Annotated in this window: 18 protein-coding genes; 5 read left to right on the plus strand and 13 right to left on the minus strand. The window is 63.0% G+C overall.

The window, feature by feature from the left end; all coding sequences use genetic code 11:
* The 3 genes from lepA to lptF form a co-directional block, all read right to left on the minus strand.
* A complete protein-coding gene (gene lepA, locus PF66_RS03340; protein WP_020481066.1) occupies nucleotides 1-1,800 on the minus strand; it encodes a translation elongation factor 4 in 1,800 nt (599 codons plus the stop codon).
* Between the two features lie 169 nt (nucleotides 1,801-1,969).
* Nucleotides 1,970-3,031: an LPS export ABC transporter permease LptG gene (lptG, locus tag PF66_RS03345; protein ID WP_054059220.1), complete on the minus strand. Its 1,062-nt coding sequence runs from the start codon at nucleotides 3,029-3,031 to the stop codon at nucleotides 1,970-1,972.
* Complete coding sequence (gene lptF / locus PF66_RS03350) at nucleotides 3,024-4,142, minus strand: LPS export ABC transporter permease LptF (protein ID WP_054059221.1); 1,119 nt, start codon at nucleotides 4,140-4,142, stop codon at nucleotides 3,024-3,026. The genes lptG and lptF overlap by 8 nt, the downstream gene beginning before the upstream one ends.
* A 279-nt stretch (nucleotides 4,143-4,421) precedes the next feature.
* On the opposite strand from lptF, the gene PF66_RS03355 reads away from it, so the two are divergent.
* The 5 genes from PF66_RS03355 to leuA all read left to right on the plus strand — a co-directional run bounded on the left by PF66_RS03355 (nucleotide 4,422) and on the right by leuA (nucleotide 11,888).
* On the plus strand, nucleotides 4,422-5,912 hold the full coding sequence (locus PF66_RS03355) for a leucyl aminopeptidase (protein ID WP_054061885.1): 1,491 nt from the start codon (nucleotides 4,422-4,424) through the stop codon (nucleotides 5,910-5,912).
* 57 nt (nucleotides 5,913-5,969) lie between these two features.
* Nucleotides 5,970-6,398: a DNA polymerase III subunit chi gene (locus PF66_RS03360; protein WP_054059223.1), complete on the plus strand. Its 429-nt coding sequence runs from the start codon at nucleotides 5,970-5,972 to the stop codon at nucleotides 6,396-6,398.
* Nucleotides 6,399-6,406: 8 nt separating this feature from the next.
* Nucleotides 6,407-6,853, plus strand: coding sequence for a hypothetical protein (locus tag PF66_RS03365; protein WP_054059224.1), 447 nt, complete (start codon nucleotides 6,407-6,409; stop codon nucleotides 6,851-6,853).
* 79 nt (nucleotides 6,854-6,932) lie between these two features.
* On the plus strand, nucleotides 6,933-9,779 hold the full coding sequence (locus PF66_RS03370) for a valine--tRNA ligase (RefSeq protein WP_054061886.1): 2,847 nt from the start codon (nucleotides 6,933-6,935) through the stop codon (nucleotides 9,777-9,779).
* Between the two features lie 426 nt (nucleotides 9,780-10,205).
* Nucleotides 10,206-11,888, plus strand: a complete 1,683-nt coding sequence (gene leuA / locus PF66_RS03375) for a 2-isopropylmalate synthase (RefSeq protein WP_054059226.1) — start codon at nucleotides 10,206-10,208, stop codon at nucleotides 11,886-11,888.
* 116 nt (nucleotides 11,889-12,004) lie between these two features.
* Here leuA and PF66_RS03380 read toward each other — a convergent pair whose 3' ends face one another.
* From PF66_RS03380 to rlmN, 10 genes are all read right to left on the minus strand, one after another.
* Nucleotides 12,005-12,796: an amidohydrolase gene (locus PF66_RS03380; protein WP_054059227.1), complete on the minus strand. Its 792-nt coding sequence runs from the start codon at nucleotides 12,794-12,796 to the stop codon at nucleotides 12,005-12,007.
* Complete coding sequence (locus PF66_RS03385; RefSeq protein WP_054059228.1) at nucleotides 12,784-13,932, minus strand: pyridoxal phosphate-dependent aminotransferase; 1,149 nt, start codon at nucleotides 13,930-13,932, stop codon at nucleotides 12,784-12,786. The genes PF66_RS03380 and PF66_RS03385 overlap by 13 nt, the downstream gene beginning before the upstream one ends.
* Before the next feature lie 114 nt (nucleotides 13,933-14,046).
* Nucleotides 14,047-15,516, minus strand: coding sequence for a ribosome biogenesis GTPase Der (gene der, locus PF66_RS03390; RefSeq protein ID WP_054059229.1), 1,470 nt, complete (start codon nucleotides 15,514-15,516; stop codon nucleotides 14,047-14,049).
* A gap of 139 nt (nucleotides 15,517-15,655) precedes the next feature.
* A complete protein-coding gene (gene bamB, locus PF66_RS03395; protein ID WP_054061887.1) occupies nucleotides 15,656-16,807 on the minus strand; it encodes an outer membrane protein assembly factor BamB in 1,152 nt (383 codons plus the stop codon).
* The gene (locus tag PF66_RS03400) at nucleotides 16,800-17,441 is read right to left on the minus strand and encodes a tetratricopeptide repeat protein (protein ID WP_017904927.1); all 642 of its coding nucleotides are present in this window, start codon (nucleotides 17,439-17,441) and stop codon (nucleotides 16,800-16,802) included. Before PF66_RS03400 ends, bamB begins: the two co-directional genes overlap by 8 nt.
* A gap of 41 nt (nucleotides 17,442-17,482) precedes the next feature.
* On the minus strand, nucleotides 17,483-18,772 hold the full coding sequence (gene hisS, locus PF66_RS03405; RefSeq protein WP_054061888.1) for a histidine--tRNA ligase: 1,290 nt from the start codon (nucleotides 18,770-18,772) through the stop codon (nucleotides 17,483-17,485).
* A gap of 22 nt (nucleotides 18,773-18,794) precedes the next feature.
* Entirely contained in the window at nucleotides 18,795-19,904 is a 1,110-nt protein-coding gene (ispG, locus tag PF66_RS03410; protein ID WP_054059232.1) for a flavodoxin-dependent (E)-4-hydroxy-3-methylbut-2-enyl-diphosphate synthase, read from the minus strand.
* Between the two features lie 3 nt (nucleotides 19,905-19,907).
* Nucleotides 19,908-20,912: a RodZ domain-containing protein gene (locus tag PF66_RS03415; protein ID WP_054061889.1), complete on the minus strand. Its 1,005-nt coding sequence runs from the start codon at nucleotides 20,910-20,912 to the stop codon at nucleotides 19,908-19,910.
* On the minus strand, nucleotides 20,912-21,670 hold the full coding sequence (pilW, locus tag PF66_RS03420; RefSeq protein ID WP_054057271.1) for a type IV pilus biogenesis/stability protein PilW: 759 nt from the start codon (nucleotides 21,668-21,670) through the stop codon (nucleotides 20,912-20,914). The genes PF66_RS03415 and pilW overlap by 1 nt, the downstream gene beginning before the upstream one ends.
* A 34-nt stretch (nucleotides 21,671-21,704) precedes the next feature.
* Complete coding sequence (rlmN, locus tag PF66_RS03425) at nucleotides 21,705-22,853, minus strand: 23S rRNA (adenine(2503)-C(2))-methyltransferase RlmN (RefSeq protein ID WP_054061890.1); 1,149 nt, start codon at nucleotides 22,851-22,853, stop codon at nucleotides 21,705-21,707.
* Nucleotides 22,854-22,870 lie beyond the last annotated feature (17 nt).

The raw sequence follows: 22,870 nt of genomic DNA on the forward strand, positions 1-22,870 counted from the left end.
CTAACTATCCAACCTGAGCACCGCAAGGAAGGCTTCCTGTGGAACTTCCACGTTACCTACTTGCTTCATGCGTTTCTTACCGGCCTTCTGCTTTTCCAACAGCTTGCGCTTACGGCTCACGTCACCACCGTAGCATTTGGCCAGTACGTTCTTTCTGAGCGCCTTGACGGTTGTCCGCGCCACGATCTGGCCGCCGATGGCAGCCTGGATGGCAACGTCGAACATCTGACGAGGAATCAGTTCTTTCATTTTTTCGGTCAACGCACGGCCTTTGTAGTGCGCGTTGTCCCGATGCACGATCAACGCCAGGGCGTCGACCTTCTCACCATTGATCAGCACGTCCAGCTTGACCAGGTTGGCCGACTGGTAGCGATCGAAATGATAGTCCAGCGAAGCATAGCCGCGACTGGTGGATTTGAGACGGTCGAAGAAGTCCAGGACCACTTCGTTCATCGGCAGATCGTAGGTGACTTGCACCTGTGAGCCGAGGAACAGCATGTCGTGCTGGATCCCGCGCTTTTCGATACACAATGTAATGACGTTACCTAGGTGCTCCTGCGGCACAAGGATGTTGGCCCGTACGATCGGCTCACGCATGTCCTCGATGGCGGACAGGTCCGGAAGCTTGGACGGGTTGTCGACGTAAATGGTTTCACCGTTCTTGAGCTTGAGCTCGAAGATTACCGTCGGCGCGGTGGTGATCAGGTCCAGGTCGTATTCGCGCTCCAGGCGCTCCTGGATGATCTCCATGTGCAGCATGCCGAGGAAGCCGCAACGGAAACCGAAGCCCAGTGCATCCGAACTTTCCGGGGTGTATTGCAGCGAGGAGTCGTTGAGGGTCAGCTTCTGCAGGGCTTCGCGGAAGTCCTCGAAGTCGTCGGAGCTGACCGGGAACAGGCCGGCATAGACCTGCGGCTGGATACGCTTGAAGCCCGGCAGCACGTCGACGTCAGGCGTCGAGCTGAGGGTCAGGGTGTCACCGACCGGTGCCCCGTGAATGTCCTTGATGCCGGCGATGATGAAGCCCACCTCGCCCGCCTTCAGGTCGGCGGTGGCGGTGTGTTTCGGGTTGAAGACGCCGACGCTGTCCACCAGGTGGATCTTGCCGGTCGACTTGACCAGGATCTTGTCGCCCTTCTTCACGCGGCCGTGGCGCACACGCACCAGGGACACGACGCCCAGGTAGTTGTCGAACCACGAGTCGATGATCAGCGCCTGCAGCGGATCGTCGATATTGCCTTCCGGTGCCGGAATGGTGGTCACCAGGCGCTCGAGCACCTCGTCGACCCCCAGGCCGGTCTTGGCACTGCAGGTGACGGCGTCGGTGGCGTCGATCCCGATGATCTTCTCGATCTCTTCCTTCACCCGCTCCGGCTCGGCCTGCGGCAGGTCGATCTTGTTCAGGACCGGCATGACTTCCAGGCCCTGCTCGATCGCCGTGTAGCAGTTGGCCACGGACTGGGCTTCGACACCCTGGCCGGCGTCGACCACCAGCAAGGCACCTTCACAGGCCGCCAGGGAACGGCTGACTTCGTAGGTGAAGTCGACGTGACCCGGGGTATCGATAAAGTTCAGCTGGTAGGTGATGCCGTCTTTGGCCTTGTAGTACAGGGTAACGCTGTGGGCCTTGATGGTGATCCCGCGCTCGCGCTCGAGGTCCATGGAATCCAGCACCTGCGCTTCCATCTCGCGCTCGGCCAGGCCGCCGCAGATCTGGATGAAGCGATCGGCCAGAGTCGACTTGCCATGGTCAATGTGGGCGATGATGGAGAAATTGCGGATATGACTCAAATCACTCACGGGTCAACACTCAAAAAGGTTGCAGGCAGACTGCCCGCCGAAAAATAGCCGGGAATTGTACCTGATGCGCAAGCAAGGCGTCACGTCAACCGGCGGGGCGACAGGTACAAAAAAGCCCCTGCCGGTCGGCAGAGGCTTTTTTCGGGCTATCCAGAGCGGTGCGAGGCGTCTATCCGGCGCGTCGCAGCAGCCAGAAGCCGGCAATCGCACAGATCCCCGCCGGCACCAGCACCGCGAACAGCGGCGGGAAGCCGAACACCAGGCTCGACGGGCCGAGCAGGTCCTGGGCGATGCGGAAGGTGAAACCGACCAGCACCCCGGTGAACACCCGCTGACCGAGGGTCACCGACCGCAGCGGACCGAAGATGAACGAGATAGCCATCAGCACCAGTGCCGCAGTGACCAAAGGTTGCAGGATCTTGACCCAGAACGCCAGCCAGTAGCGACCGTTGGCCAGCCCCTGGTCCGCCAGGTAGTGGATGTAGCTCCACAGACCACTGATCGAAAGCGCCTCGGGCACCATCACCACGGTGCTCAGCAGGTTCGGCTGGAGGGACACGCCCCAGGTCTCCTGCGGCGTGTTGATGACTTCGGTGTGATCACCACGGAAATGGGTGGTGGTCACGTCCGTCAGGGTCCAGTGATCCTGTTCGAAGCGCGCCAGCTTGGCGAAACTCGAGGATTGCAGGCGCCGCTGGTCGTCGAACTGGTAGCGGGTCACCCCGTAGAGCAGGCCGTTGGGCTGCACGGCGTTGATATGGATGAACTCGTCACCCTGGCGGTGCCACAAGCCATGCTTGGAACTCTGGGCATCGCCGGAACCCTGGGCCAGCGCCCGGTCGGCCTGGGCCTTGCTTTCGGTGACCGGCGCCACGTACTCGCCCACCAGCACACCGACGAGCATCAGCACCAGCATGGGCTTCATCACCGCCCAGACGATACGCCCGATGGACACGCCCGCCGCGCGCATGATGGTCAGTTCGCTGTTGCTGGCCAGGCTGCCCAGGCCGATCAGGCAACCGATCAGCGCGGCCATCGGCAGCATGTCGTAGACCCGTCGTGGCGCGGTCAGCAGCACGAAGCTGAGCACGTCGCCCCAGGTGTAGGTATCGCTGATGTTGCCCATCTCGTCGATGAAGGCGAACAGCGAGGCCAGGCCGAGGATGATCCCGAGCACGGCCAGGATCGCCATGAACACGGCACTGCCAATGTAGCGGTCGAGCTTAACCACGAGCCATCTCCTTCATGCCGCGACGACTCGCCAGCTTCAAACGCAACGGTTCCCAATACAGCAGTCCCAGGCCGATCGCCAGGAACAGCCCATGCACCCACCACAGGCCGAGCAGCGGCGACAGCTTGCCCTTCTCCAGGGCGCCGCGGGCGGAAATCAGCATGGTCAGGTAGGCCATGTACAGCAGAATCGCCGGCAGCAGCTTGAGGAAGCGCCCCTGACGCGGATTGACCCGCGACAGCGGCACCGCCATCAGTGTGACGATGAACACCAGCAGCGGCAACGACAGGCGCCATTGCAGCTCGGCAATCGACTTGCGCTCACTGCTGCCCCACAGGTCGTGGGTGGCCAGTGCATCGCGGTCGGTCACCTCGTTGCTGATTTCCGGTTTGTCCATCTGTACGCCGTAGGTGTCGTACTTGATCACCCGGTAGTCGGCCTGCCCCGGGCTGCCGTCATAGCGATAGCCATCCTCCAGGACCAGGAAACGATTGCCGTCCGGCTTGACCTCGAGGCGGCCATGGTCGGCAACCAGCACCGAGATACCACGGTCCTTCTTGTCCTGGCCCAGGCGCTTCTCGGAAATGAAGACGCCACCCAGATGGGAACGGTCATCGGAGAGCTTTTCGGTGTAGGTGATGCGCGAACCGTCATTCAATGCCTGGAAGCGCCCCGGCTCCAGGACGTCGAACTCGGTCAGGGCATCCTGCTTGTTCAGCACCAGTTGAAACTGGTAGGCGCCCTGGGGGGCCAGGGACAGGCTCAGCCAGGCCACCAGCAGCGCCACCAGCAATGCCGGAGCCATGGTCATGCCGAGCAGCCGCTGCTGGCTCATGCCCGTGGCGGACAACACGGTCATCTCGCTTTCCAGGTACAACCGGCCATAGGCCAGCAGAATCCCGAGGAACAGACCCAGTGGCAGGATCAGTTGCAGGAAGCCGGGCAGGCGAAACCCCATGATCAGGAACAACGAACCCGGGTCCAGGGCACCCGAAGCGGCCTGGGCGAGAAACTTGACGAAGCGCCCGCTCATGGTGATCACCAGCAGGACGGCGCTGACGGCACTCAATGTAACCAGGACTTCGCGAGACAGATAACGAAAGACGATCAAACCAGACACTCCAGGGTTGTCAGGCTAAGGCGGCCAAACAAGCAAACAGGGCGGCCTGCACTGCGAGCCACCCGAAAGGATGGCGCATTATCCTGTGATTGACCGCCCCTGTCACTGCGCACGCTCAACCGCGCACGCAAAGCTGCAACGCAGGGTTGTCAGCAGCGGTCGGCGAGGTTCAAACTGCCGCCTTTGTCGCTTGCGCGCCACAGTGTCGCCAAGCCACCCAGCGCAGAGCCCCGCTGTGCGCCAACTGACCTTATATTCAGGGACCCAGACATGGAACTGGTTGTAAAAAGCGTTAGCCCGGAAACGTTGAAGACCGCCACCCTGGTAGTCGCCGTCGGCGAAGGCCGCAAGCTCGGCCCTGTCGCACAGAAGCTCGACGAACTGGCGGGTGGCGCCATCGCTGCCATCCTCAAGCGCGGCGACCTGGCCGGCAAGGTCGGCCAGAGCCTGCTGCTGCAGAGCCTGCCGAACCTGAAGGCAGACCGCGTACTGCTGGTGGGCGTGGGCAAGGACGCCGAACTGGGCGACCGGCCGTTCCGCAAGATCGTCTCCAGCATCCTCGGTACCCTCAAGGGCCTGGGCGGCAGCGACGCCGTGCTCGCGCTCGACGAAGTGGTGGTCAAGGGTCGCGACAGCTACGGCAAGACCCGCCTGCTGGCCGAAAGCCTGCTCGATGGCGAGTACAGTTTCGACGCCTACAAGAGCCAGAAGGCCGAACCGCGCGCCCTGAAGAAAATCACCCTGGTCACCATCAAGGCCGCCCAGGCCGAAGTCGAGCGCGCCGTGACCCATGCCAAGGCCATCGCCAGCGGCATGGCCTTCACCCGCGACCTGGGCAACGCGCCACCGAACGTCTGCCACCCGAGCTACCTCGCCGAACAGGCCAAGAGCCTGGGCAAGGCCCACAAGGGCCTGAAGGTGGAGATCTTCGACGAGAAGAAGATCAAGGAAATGGGCATGGGTTCGTTCTATGCGGTCGGCCAGGGCAGCGACCAGCCACCCCGCCTGATCGTCATGCAGTACCACGGCGGCAAGAAATCCGAGAAGCCATTCGCCCTGGTCGGCAAGGGCATCACCTTCGACACCGGCGGCATCAGCCTGAAACCGGGCGCTGGCATGGATGAGATGAAGTTCGACATGGGCGGTGCCGCCAGCGTCTTCGGCACCCTGAAGGCCGTGCTGGAACTCAAGCTGCCGATCAACTTGGTGTGCATCCTGGCCTGCGCCGAGAACATGCCGAGCGGCGGCGCGACCCGTCCGGGCGACATCGTCACCACCCTCAGCGGCCAGACCGTGGAGATCCTCAACACCGACGCCGAAGGCCGCCTGGTGCTGTGCGATGCCCTGACCTACTCCGAGCGCTTCAAGCCGCAGGCGGTGATCGACATCGCCACCCTGACCGGCGCCTGCATCGTCGCCCTCGGCTCGCACACCTCGGGCCTGCTGGGCAACAACGACGAACTGATCGAGCAACTGCTGAGCGCCGGCCGCCAGGCCGATGACCGCGCCTGGCAACTGCCGCTGTTCGACGAATATCAGGAGCAGCTGGACAGCCCGTTCGCCGACATTGCCAATATCGGCGGACCGAAGGCCGGCACCATCACTGCCGCCTGCTTCCTGTCGCGCTTCACCAAGAACCTCAACTGGGCCCACCTGGACATCGCCGGCACGGCCTGGATCAGCGGAGGCAAGGACAAGGGCGCCACCGGTCGTCCGGTTCCGCTGCTGACCCAATACCTGCTGGACCGTGCCAAGGCCTGACCCTGAGCCTGCCGGGCGGCGCCCGTCAACGCCGCCGCCCGGCCTGCGGAATTCCCCATGACCCAAGTCGACTTCTATATCCTTCCCAGCGCGGATCCCATGGCGCGCCTGGATTTCGCCTGCAAGCTGACCGAAAAGGCCTGGCGCCTGGGCCACCGGATCTACCTGCATTGCAGCGATGCCGCGCAGCGCGAGGAACTCGACGCCCGGCTGTGGCGTTTCAAGGGCGAGAGCTTCGTGCCTCACGGCCCCGCCGAAAGCGAGCCGCAAGGCAGCGTCGTGCTGGGGCTGGGAGACGATCCCGGCCCCCACCAGGACCTGCTGGTCAACCTGGACAAGCGGGTCCCGCCGTTCGCCTCGCGGTTTGCCCGCATCGCGGAAGTGGTGGTGGAAGACCCGACCATCCGCCAGGCGGCGCGGGAGAGTTTCCGCTTCTACCGCGAACAGGGCTATCCTCTGCAAGATCACCGTCTACAGCGACTTTGAGCAACCCGATGGACACTCCAAGACAATCACAAAAGGCCGCTCCCCTGCTGGACGAGCTCGAGTCGATCCGCAAGCTGCTGGGTGACGAAACCCTGCAACCGCCGCTGCTGACCGAAACCGTCCCTGCCGAAGGGCAGATTCCGCTGCTGTTCGACATGGTGGGCAGCAAGAGCAGGACCGAAGTTCAGGTCGAGACCACCAGGGTCGAGGCTCCAATCGAAGCCGACAGACCGGCCGTCACCCAGCCCGCACCGACGCCCGGGCCGGCGACCGCCGCCGAACCTGCCCGTGGCAGGAACCAGGATGCCCTGCTGCATCTGGACAGCGAACTGCGTGCCGCCGCACAACTGATCATGCAGGATGTGATCGACGATTTTGCGCCGCATATCGAGGCCGAGATCAAGCGCCGCCTGGACGCCCGGATGGAGCGCCTGCTCAGCCAGTACCCTTCCTGAAATGAGGTCTACGCCCCGCGCCATATCCCCGTTATACTTGCCGGCTTTCCTGAATTAATGCCTAAGGGTCCCGCCGCGCATGGATAAGACCTACCAGCCGCACGCCATTGAAACTTCCTGGTACCAGACCTGGGAGTCCGAGAACTACTTCGCCCCGCAGGGCGCGGGTGACTCCTACACCATCATGATCCCGCCGCCGAACGTCACCGGCAGCCTGCACATGGGCCACGGCTTCAACAATGCGATCATGGACGCGCTGATCCGTTTCCGCCGCATGCAGGGCCGCAACACCCTGTGGCAGCCGGGCACCGACCACGCGGGTATCGCCACCCAGATGCTGGTGGAGCGCCAGCTCGAAGCCCAGGGCCAGAACCGCCACGACCTGGGGCGCGAGAAGTTCCTGGAGAAGGTCTGGGAATGGAAGGAGCAGTCCGGCGGCAACATCAGCCGGCAGATCCGGCGCCTGGGTTCGTCGGTGGACTGGAGCCGCGAGCGCTTCACCATGGATGACGGTCTCTCCGAGGCGGTCAAGGAAGCCTTCGTGCGCCTGCACGAGGATGGACTGATCTACCGCGGCAAGCGTCTGGTCAACTGGGACACCAAGCTGCACACGGCCATTTCCGACCTCGAGGTGGAAAACCACGACGAGAAGGGTTTCCTGTGGAACCTGCGCTACCCGCTGGCTGACGGAGCCCGTACCGCCGAAGGCCTGGACCACCTGATCGTCGCCACCACCCGCCCGGAAACCATGCTCGGCGACTCCGCCGTTGCGGTGAACCCGAACGACGAGCGCTACAAGGCCCTGATCGGCAAATTCGTCGAGCTGCCACTGGTTGGCCGTCGCATCCCGATCATCGCCGACGACTACTGCGACCCCGAATTCGGCACCGGTTGCGTGAAGATCACCCCGGCCCACGACTTCAACGACTATGAAGTCGGCAAGCGCCACAACCTGCCGCTGCTGAACATCTTCGACAAGAACGCCAGCGTCCTGCCGGCCTGCCAGGTGTTCAACCTCGACGGCACGCTGAACGAAAGCATCGACGGCAAGATCCCGGCGCAATACGTCGGCCTCGACCGCTTCGAGGCGCGCAAGCAGATCGTCGCCGACTTCGACGCCGCGGGCCTCCTGGTCAGCATCGACGATCACGCCCTGAAGGTGCCGAAGGGCGACCGTTCCGGCACCGTCATCGAGCCCTGGCTGACCGACCAATGGTACGTGTCGACCAAGCCGCTGGCCGAACCGGCCATTGCCGCCGTGGAGGACGGCCGCATCGCCTTCGTGCCCAAGCAGTACGAAAACATGTACTTCTCCTGGATGCGCGATATCCAGGACTGGTGCATCAGCCGCCAGCTGTGGTGGGGCCACCGGATTCCGGCCTGGTACGACGAGTCGGGCAAGGTCTATGTCGGCCGCGACGAAGCCGAAGTGCGTGCCAAGCACAACCTCGGCGCGGACATCGCCCTGCAGCAGGACAACGACGTTCTCGACACCTGGTTCAGTTCGGGCCTGTGGACCTTCTCCACCCTGGGCTGGCCGGAGCAGACCGAGTTCCTCAAGACCTTCCACCCCACCGACGTGCTGGTGACCGGCTTCGACATCATTTTCTTCTGGGTCGCCCGGATGATCATGCTGACCATGCACTTGGTGAAGAACGAGGACGGCACCTCGCAGGTTCCGTTCAAGACCGTCTACGTCCACGGCCTGGTGCGCGACGGCCAGGGCCAGAAGATGTCCAAGTCCAAGGGCAACGTTCTCGACCCGCTGGACATCATCGACGGTATCGAGCTCGAGGCGCTGGTGCAGAAGCGCACCACCGGTCTGATGCAGCCCAAGCTGCAGAAAGCCATCGAGAAGCAGACCCGCGCCGAGTTCGCCGAGGGCATCGCCAGCTATGGCACCGACGCCCTGCGCTTCACCTTCTGCTCGCTGGCGTCCACCGGTCGCGACATCAAGTTCGACATGGGCCGCGTCGAAGGCTACCGCAACTTCTGCAACAAGATCTGGAACGCCGCCCGCTACGTGCTCGACAAGGGCGAGGACTGCGGCCAGAACGGCGAGGCCTACGAGCTGTCGCTGGCTGATCGCTGGATCATCTCGCAACTGCAGCGTACCGAAGCCGAAGTGACCCGCCAGCTCGACCAGTTCCGTTTCGACCTGGCCGCCCAGGCGCTCTACGAGTTCATCTGGAACCAGTACTGCGACTGGTACCTGGAACTGTCCAAGCCGGTGCTGTGGGACGAGAATGCGCCGGTCGAGCGCCAGCGCGGCACCCGTCGCACCCTGGTGCGCGTACTGGAAGTGGCCCTGCGCCTGGCTCACCCGTTCATGCCGTTCATCACCGAGGAAATCTGGCAGCGCCTGGCGCCGCTGGTCGGTGCCGAAGGCAGGACCATCATGCTGCAACCGTGGCCGGTGGCGAACGAGGAGCGCATCGACCAGGCGGCCGAAGGCGATATCGAATGGCTCAAGGGGCTGATGCTCGGCGTGCGCAACATCCGCGCCGAAATGAACATCGGTCCGGGCAAGCCGCTGGCACTGTTCCTCAACAACGCCGGTGCCGAAGACCAGCGTCGCCTGAAGGAAAACGAGGCACTGCTGAAGAAGCTGGCCAAGCTCGAATCGATCACCGTGCTGGCCGCCGGCGAAGAAGCACCCCTGTCCGCCACCGCCCTGGTCGGCGAGATGGAAGTGCTGGTGCCCATGGCCGGGCTGATCGACAAGGGCGCCGAACTGGCTCGCCTGGACAAGGAAATCCAGCGCCTGCAGGGCGAAGTCCAGCGCGTCGGCGGCAAGCTGTCGAACGCCGCATTCGTCGACAAGGCTCCGGCTGAAGTCATCGAGAAGGAGCGCGCCAAGCTCGCCGAAGCCGAACAGGCCCTGGGCAAGCTGGCCGAGCAGCACGCCCGGATCTCCAGCCTGTAAGGGTGTCGGGCAATGGAAAAGGGAGGCCTTCGGGCCTCCTTTTTTGTCTGCGCTGTCCCTCGCGCAGCACACGGCGGAGCGCCCTCACGGCCGTGCAAGGTAGCGAGAAGGATTGCGCCGGTCCAAAATAGTGCGCAATTGTTCTAGACTTTCCGCACCCGAAGCAGAATAAAATCTCGAAAAAGCCATTTTATCGAGTATTCCTCTCAAATTTTTCTACAGGCTTGCCATCTTTCACCCCACTGGTTAGGGTTGGAAGCATGAAAACGTCCCATACCCTCATTCAGCGTCGTCAACACCGCAGTCTCTGCCTCGTCAGCGCACGACTGCCGGGCTGAATCGCGGTGCCTCATCCCCAGGCTTTTTCCTGACAACGCTACACCGGCTGGCCGCCTCTTTTCGGCCCTGACAAACAAGGAATTCCCCATGAGCATGCTCAAAGATCCGTCTTCGAAATACCGTCCATTCCCGGTGATCAACCTCCCTGACCGCACCTGGCCGTCGAAAACCATCACTGCCGCGCCGATCTGGTGCAGTTCCGACCTGCGCGACGGCAACCAGTCGCTGATCGAGCCGATGGACTCGGCGAAAAAACTGCGTTTCTGGAAAACCCTGGTCAGCGTCGGCGTCAAGGAAATCGAGGCGTCCTTCCCGGCCGCATCGCAGACCGACTTCGACTTCGTGCGTACCCTGATCGAAGACGGCCATATCCCGGACGACACTACCATCCAGGTGCTCACCCAGGCCCGTGAAGACCTGATCGCCCGCACCTTCGAATCCCTGCGCGGCGCCAAGAAGGCCATCGTGCACCTGTACAACGCCACCAGCCCGTCGTTCCGCCGCATCGTCTTCAACCAGGACAAGCAGGGCGTGAAGGATATCGCGGTGAACGCGGCCAAACTGTTCGTCAAGTACGCCGCCCAGCAGCCGGAAACCCAGTGGCAGTTCGAATACTCCCCGGAAACCTTCAGCGCCACCGAGCTGGAGTTCGCCAAGGAAGTCTGCGACGCCGTGGTCGAGGTGTGGAACGCGACCCCCGAGAACAAGGTGATCCTCAACCTGCCCGCCACCGTCGAAGTGGCCACGCCGAACGTCTACGCCGACCAGATCGAGTGGTTCCACCGCAACATCAACCGTCGTGACAGCGTGATTATCAGCCTGCACACCCACAACGACCGTGGTACCGGCGTAGCCGCCACCGAGCTGGGCCTGATGGCCGGCGCCGACCGTGTCGAAGGCTGCCTGTTCGGCAACGGCGAGCGTACCGGTAACGTCGACCTGGTGACCGTGGCCCTGAACATGTACACCCAGGGTCTCGACCCGCAACTGGATTTCTCCGACATCGACGGTGTGCGCAAGGTGGTCGAGGAGTGCAACCAGATTCCGGTGCACCCACGTCATCCCTATGTCGGCGACCTGGTTCACACCGCGTTCTCCGGCTCGCACCAGGATGCGATCCGCAAGGGCTTCGCCCAGCAGCAGGCGGACGCCCTGTGGGAAGTACCGTACCTGCCGATCGACCCGGCCGACATCGGCCGCAGCTACGAAGCGGTGATCCGCGTCAACAGCCAGTCGGGCAAGGGCGGTATCGCCTACCTGCTGGAGCAGGAGTACGGCATCAGCCTGCCACGTCGCATGCAGATCGAATTCAGCCAGGTGGTACAGCGCGAAACCGATCGCCTGGGCCTGGAAATGACCGCCCAGCAGATCCACGCCCTGCTCCACAGCGAGTACCTGCAGGCCAACACCCCGTATGCGCTGGTCAGCCATCGCCTGCAGGAAGAGAACGGCAACAGCAGCGTCGAAGTCGAAGTGGCGAGCAAGGGCCAGGGCGAGACTAACCTGCACTGGCGCGGCAAGGGCAATGGCGCCCTGGAAGCCCTGGTGGCCGGCCTGCCGGTCCCGGTGGAGATCATGGACTACAACGAGCACGCCATCGGCGCGGGCACCAACGCCAAGGCTGCGGCCTACATCGAGCTGCGTGTGAACGGTGAACGTGCGGTGCACGGCGTGGGTATCGATGAAAACATCACCACGGCCAGCTTCAAGGCGGTGTTCAGCGCCCTGAACCGCTCGCTGAGCCAGTCGACCGCGAGCAAGGCCGCGTAAGCGTCCGTCGCGATAAAGGAAAGAGGCCCCGGGGTGAACACCTCGGGGCCTCTTTCTTTCTGGAGCTTGTGTTCAGTTCAAGGGCCCATTCGCGGGCAAGCCTGCCGACCACCGAATCAGGTGAACTCGAAGCTGTCGGCATCCAGATTGGCCGGAAACCGCTCGCGATACGCCGCCAGCTCGGCAGCGCTGAGGCTGACCTGGAACACGCCATCGGCCTCCCCCGCTCCCAGCAGCGACTCGCCCTGGAAATCCAGCACCTGGCTGTCGCCGGTGTACGAAAAGCCCTTGCCATCGGTCCCGACCCGGTTCACCGCCGCCACATAGCAGAGGTTCTCGATCGCCCGGGCCGGCAACAGGCGATTCCAGTGCAGACGTCGGGCGCCCGGCCAGTTCGCGGTATAAAGCAGCAGATCGGTGTCATGGGCATCCCGACTCCACACCGGGAAACGCAGGTCGTAGCAGATCAGCGGGCGCACCCGCCACCCCTTGAGTTCGAACTGCACCTGGCGCTCGCCAGGGGTGTAGTGGTTGTGCTCGCCCGCCATGCGAAACAGGTGGCGCTTGTCGTAGTGCCAGACCTCGCCATCCGGCCGCGCCCACAGCAACCGGTTGCGATGGCTGCCATCGGCGGCATGCACGATCACGCTGCCGGTGACCACCGCATCGAGCTTTTTCGCCTGGCGACGCAGCCACTGGGTGGTCGGACCATTCTCCGGCTCGGCCAGGGTCCTGGACTCCATGGAAAAACCGGTGGTGAACATTTCCGGCAGGATGATCAGGTCGGCGCCGCGGGCCTGCTCCAGCAGCACCTCAAAATGCTCCAGGTTGGCCTGACGGTCATGCCAGGCCAGGGACGTCTGTACCAGGGCCAGCTTCAGATCGGGCAACGTACTCAGATCACGCATAATTTCTCCGCCGCTTCACGCAACGTCTCCTCGCGCTTGGCAAAACACAGGCGAACCAGCCGCTGGCCCTCGGGCGGTGTCTGGTAGAACACCGATACCGGGATCGCCGCCACGCCATGCTCGCGGGTCATCCACATCGCCATGTCGACGTCGTTCAGGTCCGGGCGGATCTGCGAGTAATCGACCAGCTGGAAATAGGTACCCGCCACACGCCTGAAGCTGAAACGCGACTGGCTGAGCAGGTCGCAGAACAGGTCGCGCTTTTGCTGGTAGAACGCCGGCAGGCGCTGCACATGGCCGGGGTCTTCTTCCATATAGTCGGCCAGGGCGTACTGCAACGGAGTCACGCCGCAAAAGCTGACGTACTGATGCACCTTGCGCAATTCGGCACTCAGGGCCGGCGGCGCAATCACGTAGCCGGTCTTCCAGCCGGTGACGTGGTAGGTCTTGCCGAACGAACTGACGACGAACGCACGCTGATAGAGTGCCTCATGGGCCAGCACACTGGCATGCGGCACATCGTCGTAGACCAGGTGCTCATAGACCTCGTCGCTGATCAGGTAGATGTCCCGATCGGCGATCAGCGTCGCCAACTGGTCCAGTTCGGCATGACTGATCAGCGCACCACTGGGGTTGTGCGGCGTATTGAGAATGATCATCCGGGTCCGCGGACTGAGCGCATCCTCGAGTTTCTGCCAATCGATGGCGAAGTCGTCGAGACTCAGTTGCACGTGGATGCAGCGCCCGCCGGCCAGTTCCACCGAGGGCTCGTAGCTGTCGTAGCAGGGGTCGAAGACGATGACCTCATCGCCCGGCCGAATCACCGCCTGGATCGCACAGAAGATACCCTGGGTCGCCCCGGGAGTGATCGTCACTTCCGCATCGGCGTTCACATGGACGCCATAGCTGCTGAAGATCTTCGCCGCCACCTGCTGGCGCAGGGCCGGCAGGCCGGTCATTGGCGCATACTGGTTATGGCCGCTGGCAATGTGCCGGGCCACTGCATCGCGCAAGGCTTGCGGGCCATCGAAATCAGGGAAGCCCTGGGACAGGTTCAGTGCGCCGGTTTCCGCGGCGAGCTGGGACATCCGGGTAAAGATGGTGGTGCCGACATTCGGCAACTTGCTGGTGATCATGGGGCCGTTTTCCCTGCTGAACATCCGGCTCTACACGGCACGGGAGGGTTCGAGGATAACGTATCCACCAGGCATGAAAAAGGGCGCCATGGGCGCCCTCTTCCGAGTCCGGAATCAGCGCTTGTCGCGGCGCTTCTTCTCGGCTTTCTTGTGGTGCGACATGAGGCGACGCTTCTTGTTGACCTGACGGTCGGTCAGCGTGTTCTTCTTGCCTTCGAACGGGTTCTCGCCGCCCTTGAACTCGATACGGATCGGCGTCCCTACCAGTTTCAGCACACGGCGATAGGTGTTTTCCAGGTACCGCACATAGGAGTTCGGGACCTTCTCCACCTGGTTGCCGTGGATCACGATCAGCGGCGGGTTGGCACCACCGAGGTGGGCATAGCGCAGCTTGATCCGGCGGTTGTTGACCATCGGTGGCGCGTGTTCGGACACCGCGTCCTCGAGGATCTGGGTCAGGCGGCTGGTCGGCCAGCGGGTCACCGCCGACTTGAACGAGTTCTGCACCGACTGGTACAGGTTGCCCACGCCGGTGCCGTGCAGCGCCGAGATGAAGTGGATGTCGGCGAAGTCGACGAAGAACAGCCGGCGCTCCAGCTCGGTCTTCACGTAGTCACGCTCGCCCGGGGTCATGCCGTCCCACTTGTTCAGGGCGATGACCAGCGCGCGACCGGCTTCCAGGGCGAAGCCGAGCAGGTTCAGGTCGTGGTCGACCACACCTTCGCGGGCGTCCATCACGAAGATCACCACGTTGGCGTCCTTGATCGCCTGCAGGGTCTTCACCACCGAGAACTTTTCGACTTCCTCGTGGATCTTGCCGCGCTTGCGCACACCGGCGGTGTCGATCAGCGTGTACTTCTCGTCGTTGCGCTCGAACGGGATGTAGATACTGTCACGGGTGGTACCTGGCTGGTCATAGACGATCACCCGGTCCTCGCCGAGCATACGGTTGACCAGGGTCGACTTGCCGACGTTCGGCCGACCGATGATGGCGATCTTGATGCCATCCTTCTCGCTCGGGCCCGGAATGCGCGTGGCCTCCTCGCCTTCGGCAACCTCTTCGGCCTCGCCTTCTTCAGGTTCCGCCTCGTCCCGAGGGAAGTCACCCAGGACGATTTCCAGCATCTGGTTGATACCGCGACCGTGGGCGCCGGCGATCGGCAGCGCGTCGCCCAGGCCCATGGGGCTGAACTCGGCACGTGCCATATCCGGATCGATGTTGTCGATCTTGTTGGCGACCACGTAGGAACGCTTGTTGCGCTTGCGCAGGTGCTCGCCGATCATCTGGTCGGCAGCGGTGTAGCCGGCCTTGGCATCCACCAGGAACAGCACGACATCGGCTTCTTCAATGGCCAGCAGCGACTGCTCGGCCATCTTCTCGTCCATGCCGTGCTCGTCGCCGGAGATACCGCCGGTGTCGATCACAATATAGGAACGCCCCTGCCACTTAGCCTCACCGTACTGGCGATCACGGGTCAGACCGGACAGGTCGCCGACGATGGCGTCGCGGCTGCGGGTCAGGCGATTGAACAGGGTGGACTTGCCGACGTTCGGTCGGCCCACCAGGGCGATTACGGGAACCATGCGGCTCTCCACTTCGTTATTTCAGAAAATACAAAAGCCGCTGCGTGGCAGCGGCTGGTGCTCGGGGGCGGCGCCGGAAGGTGCCGCAAACCTCGCAGAGCGAGGCCGCTTGGGGATTCCCCCAAGCATAGTCAAAGCCTTACTTGATGGTCAGGGCTTCCAGTTTGCCGCTGTTGCCATACACATAAATCATGTCACCCACCACCAGCGGACGAACCCGCAGGCCATCGCTGTCGATACGCTCGCGACCGACGAAACGACCGTCCACCTGGCTCAGCAGGTGCAGGTAGCCTTCGAAGTCGCCGACCGCCACATAGCTGGAAAACACCTCCGGTGCCGACAGTTGACGGCGGGCCAGGGAGTCGTTGCTCCAGATCGCGGTGGTGGAACGCTCGTCGACACCTTCGACGGTGCCCGAGGCCAGGGCGACGTAAACGCTGCCGAAGCCCTGGGCGACACCGGCGTAGCTGGAGGCATCACGCTGCCAGAGGATCCGGCCGCTTTCCAGGTCCAGTGCGGCCATGCGGCCCTGGTAGCTGGCGACATACAGGGTGCCGCCGGACAACAGCAGGCCACCGTCGATGTCGACCACACGCTCCAGTTCCGAACGACCCTGTGGAATCGCCACGCGGGTTTCCCAGGCCGGCACGCCGTTCTGGGTATCCAGCGCGACGACCTTGCCGGTCGACAGGCCAGCCACCGCCAGGTGGTTGGTCACCAGCGGCGCACCGGTGCCGCGCAGGGTCAGTACTGCCGGCGAGCTGTCGTACAGCCAGCGCTGGTTGCCGGTGGAGGCGTCGAGACCGATCACGCGGTCATCCTGGGTCTGCACCACCACCACGTCGCCGTTGGTTGCCGGCGGAGCCAGCACCTCGCTGGTGACGCGGGAGCGCCATTTTTCTTCGCCGCTGCCGGAATCCAGGGCAATCACTTCGCCCTTGAGGGTACCCAGCAGCACCAGGCCGTAGCCGACGCCGACACCACCGGAAACCGGCAGTTCCAGGTCCTTCTTCCACTTCACGTCGCCGTTCATGCGGTCCATGGCCACCACGACGCCGCTGTCATCAGCCGCGTAGAGGGTGTCACCGTCAACCGCTGGAACCAGCAGGTTGTAGATCTTGCCCTGGCCATCGCCAATGGAGCGGCTCCACTGCTTCTGCAGAACCACTTCTTCCTTGAAGGAAGTCAGCTCGGCCGGCGGCAATTCTTTCTTGCTGTTGCTGCTGCAACCCGCGGCCAGAATGGCCAGGGCCAGCAATGCTGCATGTTTCCAACGGATCACGTCACGCATCCCCTTTGGCCAGGTCGTCGAGCTTGATTTGTAAGCCACCGACCGCCGCTTCATCGGAAAGCGCCGCCTTGGCCTTTTGGTACGCAGCATGGGCTTCATCGTTACGACCCAGTTGAACCAGCAGGTCCCCCTTGAGTTCTTCGCGACTGGCCAGGAACGCCTTGTCGGTATCGCCGTCGAGCAGCTTGAGTGCCTCGTCGGCCTTGTTCTGGGCAGCCAACACCTGGGCCAGGCGCTGACGCGCGACTTCGCCCAGGGTGGCATTGACCGGCTTGTCGACCACGGCCTTGAGCTCGGTGGCGGCATCGTCCAGCTTGCCGGTGTCGACCGCGACCTTGGCGACGAACAGGCTGCCGTATTGCGCGTAGGCACTGCCGCCATACTGGGTATTGAGCTTGCCGGCCAGGTCGGCGACGCGCGCCGGATCAGGCTTGCCGTCCGGTGTCAGGGTGCTTTCCAGCAGTTCCTGGTAGAGCACCGAGGCACCTTGCGACTGGTTGTTCTGGTACTTGTGCCAGGCCTGCCAGCCGAACACCACCACCAGCGCCAGCAGGCCACCGGTGACCAGGGGTTTGCCGTTGCGCTGCCACCATTCCTTCAACTCGGCTACGTGATCTTCTTCGGAACTCGACACCCCAATACTCCTTATTCTCTAAATCGGCTGTTCTAACAGCTTCAACCCTGCACGACGCAGGTGGACAAGTGCTCGGAAAGAGCATCCCAGGCAATGCTTTGTTGCTCGCCCTGGCCACGCAGGGGTTTGAAACCTACCACTTGCTGAGCCAATTCGTCGTCTCCGAGGATCAAGGCGTACAGCGCACCACTCTTGTCAGCTTTCTTGAACTGGCTCTTGAAGCTACCGGCACCGGCATTGATCTGCAAACGCAGGTTCGGCAACCGGTCGCGGACCTTCTCGCTCAGGGCCAGTGCCGCCAGCTCGGCGGTCTCGCCGAAGGCGCACAGGTACACGTCGACCTGGCGGGAAATCTCTTCAGGCACCTGCTCCAGGGTTTCCAGCAGCAGAATCAGGCGTTCGATACCCATGGCGAAACCGACGCCCGGGGTCGGCTTGCCGCCCATCTGCTCGACCAGGCCGTCGTAGCGGCCGCCGGCACAGACAGTGCCCTGGGCGCCCAGTTGGTCGGTGACCCACTCGAACACGGTCTTGCTGTAGTAATCCAGGCCACGGACCAGCTTGGGGTTGATCACGTAGGGGATGCCGGCCGCATCGAGGCGGGCCTTGAGGCCCTCGAAGTGCAGGCGCGACTCTTCGTCGAGGTAGTCGGCCAGCTTCGGCGCGTCCACCAGCACGGCCTGGGTGTCGGCGTTCTTGGTGTCGAGCACGCGCAGCGGGTTGGTCTTGAGACGACGCTGGCTGTCTTCGTCCAGTTGGTCGAAGCGCGCGGACAGGTACTCCACCAGGGCCTCGCGATAGCGGCCACGGGATTCGCTGGTGCCCAGGCTGTTGAGTTCCAGCTTGACCGCGTTGCGGATGCCCAGCAGGCCCCACAGGCGCCAGGTCAGCACGATCAGTTCGGCGTCGATGTCCGGGCCGTCGATGTTGAACACTTCGCAGCCGATCTGGTGGAACTGGCGGTAGCGGCCTTTCTGCGGACGCTCGTGGCGGAACATCGGCCCGATGTACCACAGCTTCTGTTGCTGGCCGCCACCGCTGATGCCGTGCTCCAGCACCGCACGCACGCAGGCCGCGGTGCCTTCCGGACGCAGGGTCAGGGAATCGCCGTTGCGGTCTTCGAAGGTGTACATCTCTTTTTCGACGATGTCGGTCACTTCACCGATGGAGCGCTTGAACAGCTCGGTGAATTCGACGATCGGCGTGCGGATCTGCTTGTAACCGTAGTTATCCAGCAGACGGGCGACGGTGCCCTCGAAATAGCGCCACAGCGCCGTCTGCTCGGGCAGGATGTCATTCATGCCACGAATGGCTTGCAGGGACTTGCTCACAGATATTCCTTAAATTCTTCGATCAGCCGCGGGCGATGAGGGCCGCGTCGGCTTCGACCTTTTCGGCCGCCTTCTGCCGGATGAGCTTTTCCAGCTCCTCCACCAGGTTGTCATTCGTCAGTTTCTGCGACGGCTTGCCGTCGATATAGATCAGGTTCGGTGTACCGCCGGTCAGGCCGATATGGGCTTCCTTGGCTTCACCGGGCCCGTTCACCACACAGCCGATCACCGCGACATCCATCGGCACCAGCAGGTCTTCCAGGCGCCCTTCCAGCTCGTTCATGGTCTTGACCACATCGAAGTTCTGACGCGAGCAGCTCGGGCAGGCGATGAAGTTGATCCCACGGGACCGCAGGTGCAAGGACTTGAGAATGTCGTAGCCGACTTTCACTTCCTCGACCGGGTCGGCCGCCAACGAGATGCGAATAGTATCGCCAATCCCTTCGGCCAGCAGCATACCGAGGCCGACCGCCGATTTCACCGTACCTGAACGCAAACCGCCAGCCTCGGTGATGCCCAGGTGCAACGGCTGGACGATTTCCTTGGCCAGCAGGCGGTAGGCTTCCACCGCCATGAACACGTCGGAGGCCTTCACACTGACCTTGAAGTCCTGGAAGTTCAGGCGCTCCAGATGCTCCACATGGCGCAGCGCGGACTCTACCAGCGCCGCCGGGGTCGGCTCGCCGTACTTCTTCTGCAGGTCCTTTTCCAGCGAACCGGCATTGACACCGATGCGGATCGGGATCCCACGGTCGCGGGCCGCATCGACCACCGCACGCACCCGGTCTTCACGACCGATGTTGCCCGGGTTGATCCGCAGGCAGTCCACACCCAGCTCGGCCACCCGCAAGGCGATCTTGTAGTCGAAGTGGATGTCGGCAACCAGCGGCACCTTGACCTGCTGCTTGATCCGGCCGAAGGCTTCGGCAGCGTCCATGTCCGGCACGGAAACCCGGACGATATCGACGCCCGCCGCTTCCAGACGGTTGATCTGGGCCACCGTGGCAGCCACGTCATTGGTGTCGCTGTTGGTCATGCTCTGCACCGCGATAGGCGCATCACCGCCCACCGGCACCGAGCCGACCCAGATTTTACGCGATTCGCGACGCTTGATTGGGGATTCGCCGTGCATGACTTATTGACCTAGCTTCAGGCGAGCAGTCTCGCCGCTGGTGAACGGGGCGACATCGACCGCCTGCCCGTTGTAGGTGACCTGTGCGCCCTTGGCATAGCCCAGGCGTACCGCGAACGGCGGCTTGCCGCTGACTTCGAGCGAATCGCCCTTGCGCTTGAGGCCGCTGAACAGCACCTTGCCACCGCCGTCGGTGACCTGAGTCCAGCAATCGGCGATGAAGGTCACATGAACCTGCCCGGCGCCGGCCACCGGCACACTGGCCGCGGCGGCCGGTGCGCCCGGAGCGCCATTGACCGGAGCGGTCGGCGACACCGGCGACACCGGGCTCGGCGCCGGCTGTGGCGCAACCACCAGCGATTGCGCCGCATGGGGCACCGGCACCACGGCCTGGGTGGCAGGCGCTGCCGGAGCCGTCGGCGCTGGAGCCGCGGTTTCGGCGGCTGGCGCGGCCGGCTCCGCTTCCGGGCTGGACTGGTTCTGGGCGACCGCCTGGTCTTCCGGCTCGTCGATCGGATGAATCTGCGTGGTGCCGTCGGCGCTTTCGACTTCGACGTGCTCCATGCTGATCGCCGCCTGATCCTTGGTGCGCTGGCTGGTCTGGTCCTGCCACCAGACAAAGCCGCCACCGATCACGGCAATCAGCAGCAACAGGCTGACGATTCGCAAAATGGTGTGGGAAACCCGCACCGGCTCTTCGATGCGACCCAGGGCATGCACATTGCTGCCCTGGGAGTCGGTGCCGGTGCACTGGTCGAACTGCTGGACCAGAACGGTCTGGTCCATGCCCAGCAACTTGGCGTAGGCACGGATATAACCCCGGGCAAAGGTATGCCCTGGCAACTTGTCGAAGGCACCGGCCTCCAGGTTGCTCAGGGAGGTGCTCGTCAGGTTGAGCTTGAGGGCCACTTCGGCCAGCGTCCAGCCATTGCTTTCGCGGGCCTGACGCAGGGTCTCACCGGGATTTACGCGAGTGGCTGCTACAACTTCTGGATGCGCCGCTTTCATCATTGCTCCGACAGGTATTGCTGATATTCCGGCGTACCGGGATAGAGTCGTTTTAATTGCAGGCCGTAACTGGCGACCTTGTCGCGATCTTCGTAAATCTTCGCCAGGCGGATACCGAGCAACAGACTACGGGCATTCTGCTCGCTGAGCTGGCTGAACCGCTCGTAATAATCACGCGCCGGCACATAATGCCTGTCTTCGTAAGACAACTCAGCCATTTCCAGCAAGGCACGTGGCTGCTGGCGGTTGAGTCGCAGGGATTTGTCCATGTTCTGCCGTGCCAACTCCCGATCGCCCAGGGCCAGGGCGGTCAGGCCGAGGTTCTCGTAGACCCGCGAACGCTCGGGATAAAGGCTGTCGGCGGCGGCTTGCTCGAAGCGCTCGTAGGCCTGCTTGTACTGCTTGCGCTCGTACAGGAAACCACCGTAGTTGTTGAGGATCCGCGCATCGTTCGGGCGCGAGGACAACGCCTTGCGAAAATGCTGGTCGGCCAGGTCCCATTCCATCTCGGCCTGGAACACCAGCGCCAGGGCGGCGTTGGCATCGGCATCGGAGCTGTTCAGTTCCAGCGCCTTCTTCAGGGGCACCTTGGCCTGCTCGGTCTGGCCCTGCTGCAGATAGCCGATGCCCAGCTGGACATAAGCCATGCGCGCCTCATCACGCCCCTTGCCGGTACTCATCGGATCGACATTGCCAGTCGAAACGCAGCCGGCCAGCAGGCCGGCGAACAGTACGGAGAGCGCTAGGCGCAGGGTCATGGAGTTCCTCTCTCAAGATCAGCTCAAGATCAGCTCAGGTTCGACTCGAAGCGCTGCGAGGCATATCGGCATCGGCGCTCAGTTCGCGCACCGCGATATAACGCTCGCTACGACGGGTGCGATCCAGCACCTGCCCGACCAACTGCCCGCAGGCAGCATCGATGTCTTCACCGCGAGTGGTACGCACGGTGACGTTGTAGCCGGCCTGGTGCAACAGATCCTGGAAGCGCCGGATCGCGTTGTTGCTCGGGCGCTCGTAACCGGAGTGCGGGAACGGGTTGAACGGGATCAGATTGATCTTGCACGGCGTGTCCCTGAGCAACTCGATCATCTCGACCGCGTGCTCGGGCTGATCGTTGACATCCTTGAGCAGGGTGTACTCAACCGTCAGCACGCGCTTTTCGCCCAGGCTCGACATGTAGTTGCGGCACGACTCGAGCAGCATCTTGAGCGGGTACTTCTTGTTGATCGGTACCAGCTGGTTGCGCAGCGCATCGTTCGGTGCGTGCAGGGACAACGCCAGGGACACGTCGATGTGCTTGGCCAGCTCATCGATCATCGGTACCACACCGGAGGTCGACAGGGTCACGCGGCGCTTGGAGATGCCGTAGCCCAGGTCGTCCATCATCAGGTGCATGGCGGCGATGACGTTGTCGAAGTTCAGCAGCGGCTCGCCCATGCCCATCATCACCACGTTGGTGATGGCGCGGTCGATGGTCGCCGGGACGCTGCCGAAGGATTTGTTGGCAATCCACACCTGGCCGATCACTTCGGCGGCGGTGAGGTTGCTGTTGAAGCCTTGCTTGCCGGTGGAGCAGAAACTGCAATCCAGGGCACAGCCGGCCTGGGACGAAACGCACAAGGTACCGCGCTTGCCCTGGGGAATGTAGACGGTCTCGACACAGCTGCCGGACGCCACGCGCACCACCCACTTGCGGGTGCCGTCGCTGGAAATGTCCTCGCTGACCACTTCGGGACCGCGAATCTCGGCAACGTTCTTGAGCTTTTCGCGCAAGGCCTTGCCCAGATTGGTCATGGCGTCGAAATCGTCGACGCCAAAGTGGTGAATCCACTTCATGATCTGACCGGCACGGAAACGCTTCTCCCCGATCGAGTCGAAGAATTTCTCCATTTCCGGCTGGGTCAGCCCCAGCAGGTTGGTTTTAACAGCAGATGTAGTCATGGATTCACCTTCACTCG

The sequence above is a fragment of the Pseudomonas asplenii genome (genome assembly GCF_001293465.1).
GTDB classification, from domain to species: domain Bacteria; phylum Pseudomonadota; class Gammaproteobacteria; order Pseudomonadales; family Pseudomonadaceae; genus Aquipseudomonas; species Aquipseudomonas fuscovaginae_B.

Excerpts from the sequence above, each read along its gene's own strand:
- PF66_RS03355 (WP_054061885.1), top strand. The coding sequence starts at position 4,422 with ATGGAACTGGTTGTAAAAAGCGTTAGCCCGGAAACGTTGAAGACCGCC.
- PF66_RS03360 (WP_054059223.1), top strand. The coding sequence starts at position 5,970 with ATGACCCAAGTCGACTTCTATATCCTTCCCAGCGCGGATCCCATGGCG.
- PF66_RS03365 (WP_054059224.1), top strand. The coding sequence starts at position 6,407 with ATGGACACTCCAAGACAATCACAAAAGGCCGCTCCCCTGCTGGACGAG.
- PF66_RS03370 (WP_054061886.1), top strand. The coding sequence starts at position 6,933 with ATGGATAAGACCTACCAGCCGCACGCCATTGAAACTTCCTGGTACCAG.
- leuA (WP_054059226.1), top strand. The coding sequence starts at position 10,206 with ATGAGCATGCTCAAAGATCCGTCTTCGAAATACCGTCCATTCCCGGTG.
- PF66_RS03380 (WP_054059227.1), bottom strand. The coding sequence starts at position 12,796 with ATGCGTGATCTGAGTACGTTGCCCGATCTGAAGCTGGCCCTGGTACAG.
- PF66_RS03385 (WP_054059228.1), bottom strand. The coding sequence starts at position 13,932 with ATGATCACCAGCAAGTTGCCGAATGTCGGCACCACCATCTTTACCCGG.
- der (WP_054059229.1), bottom strand. The coding sequence starts at position 15,516 with ATGGTTCCCGTAATCGCCCTGGTGGGCCGACCGAACGTCGGCAAGTCC.
- bamB (WP_054061887.1), bottom strand. The coding sequence starts at position 16,807 with ATGCGTGACGTGATCCGTTGGAAACATGCAGCATTGCTGGCCCTGGCC.
- ispG (WP_054059232.1), bottom strand. The coding sequence starts at position 19,904 with ATGCACGGCGAATCCCCAATCAAGCGTCGCGAATCGCGTAAAATCTGG.
- PF66_RS03415 (WP_054061889.1), bottom strand. The coding sequence starts at position 20,912 with ATGAAAGCGGCGCATCCAGAAGTTGTAGCAGCCACTCGCGTAAATCCC.
- pilW (WP_054057271.1), bottom strand. The coding sequence starts at position 21,670 with ATGACCCTGCGCCTAGCGCTCTCCGTACTGTTCGCCGGCCTGCTGGCC.
- rlmN (WP_054061890.1), bottom strand. The coding sequence starts at position 22,853 with ATGACTACATCTGCTGTTAAAACCAACCTGCTGGGGCTGACCCAGCCG.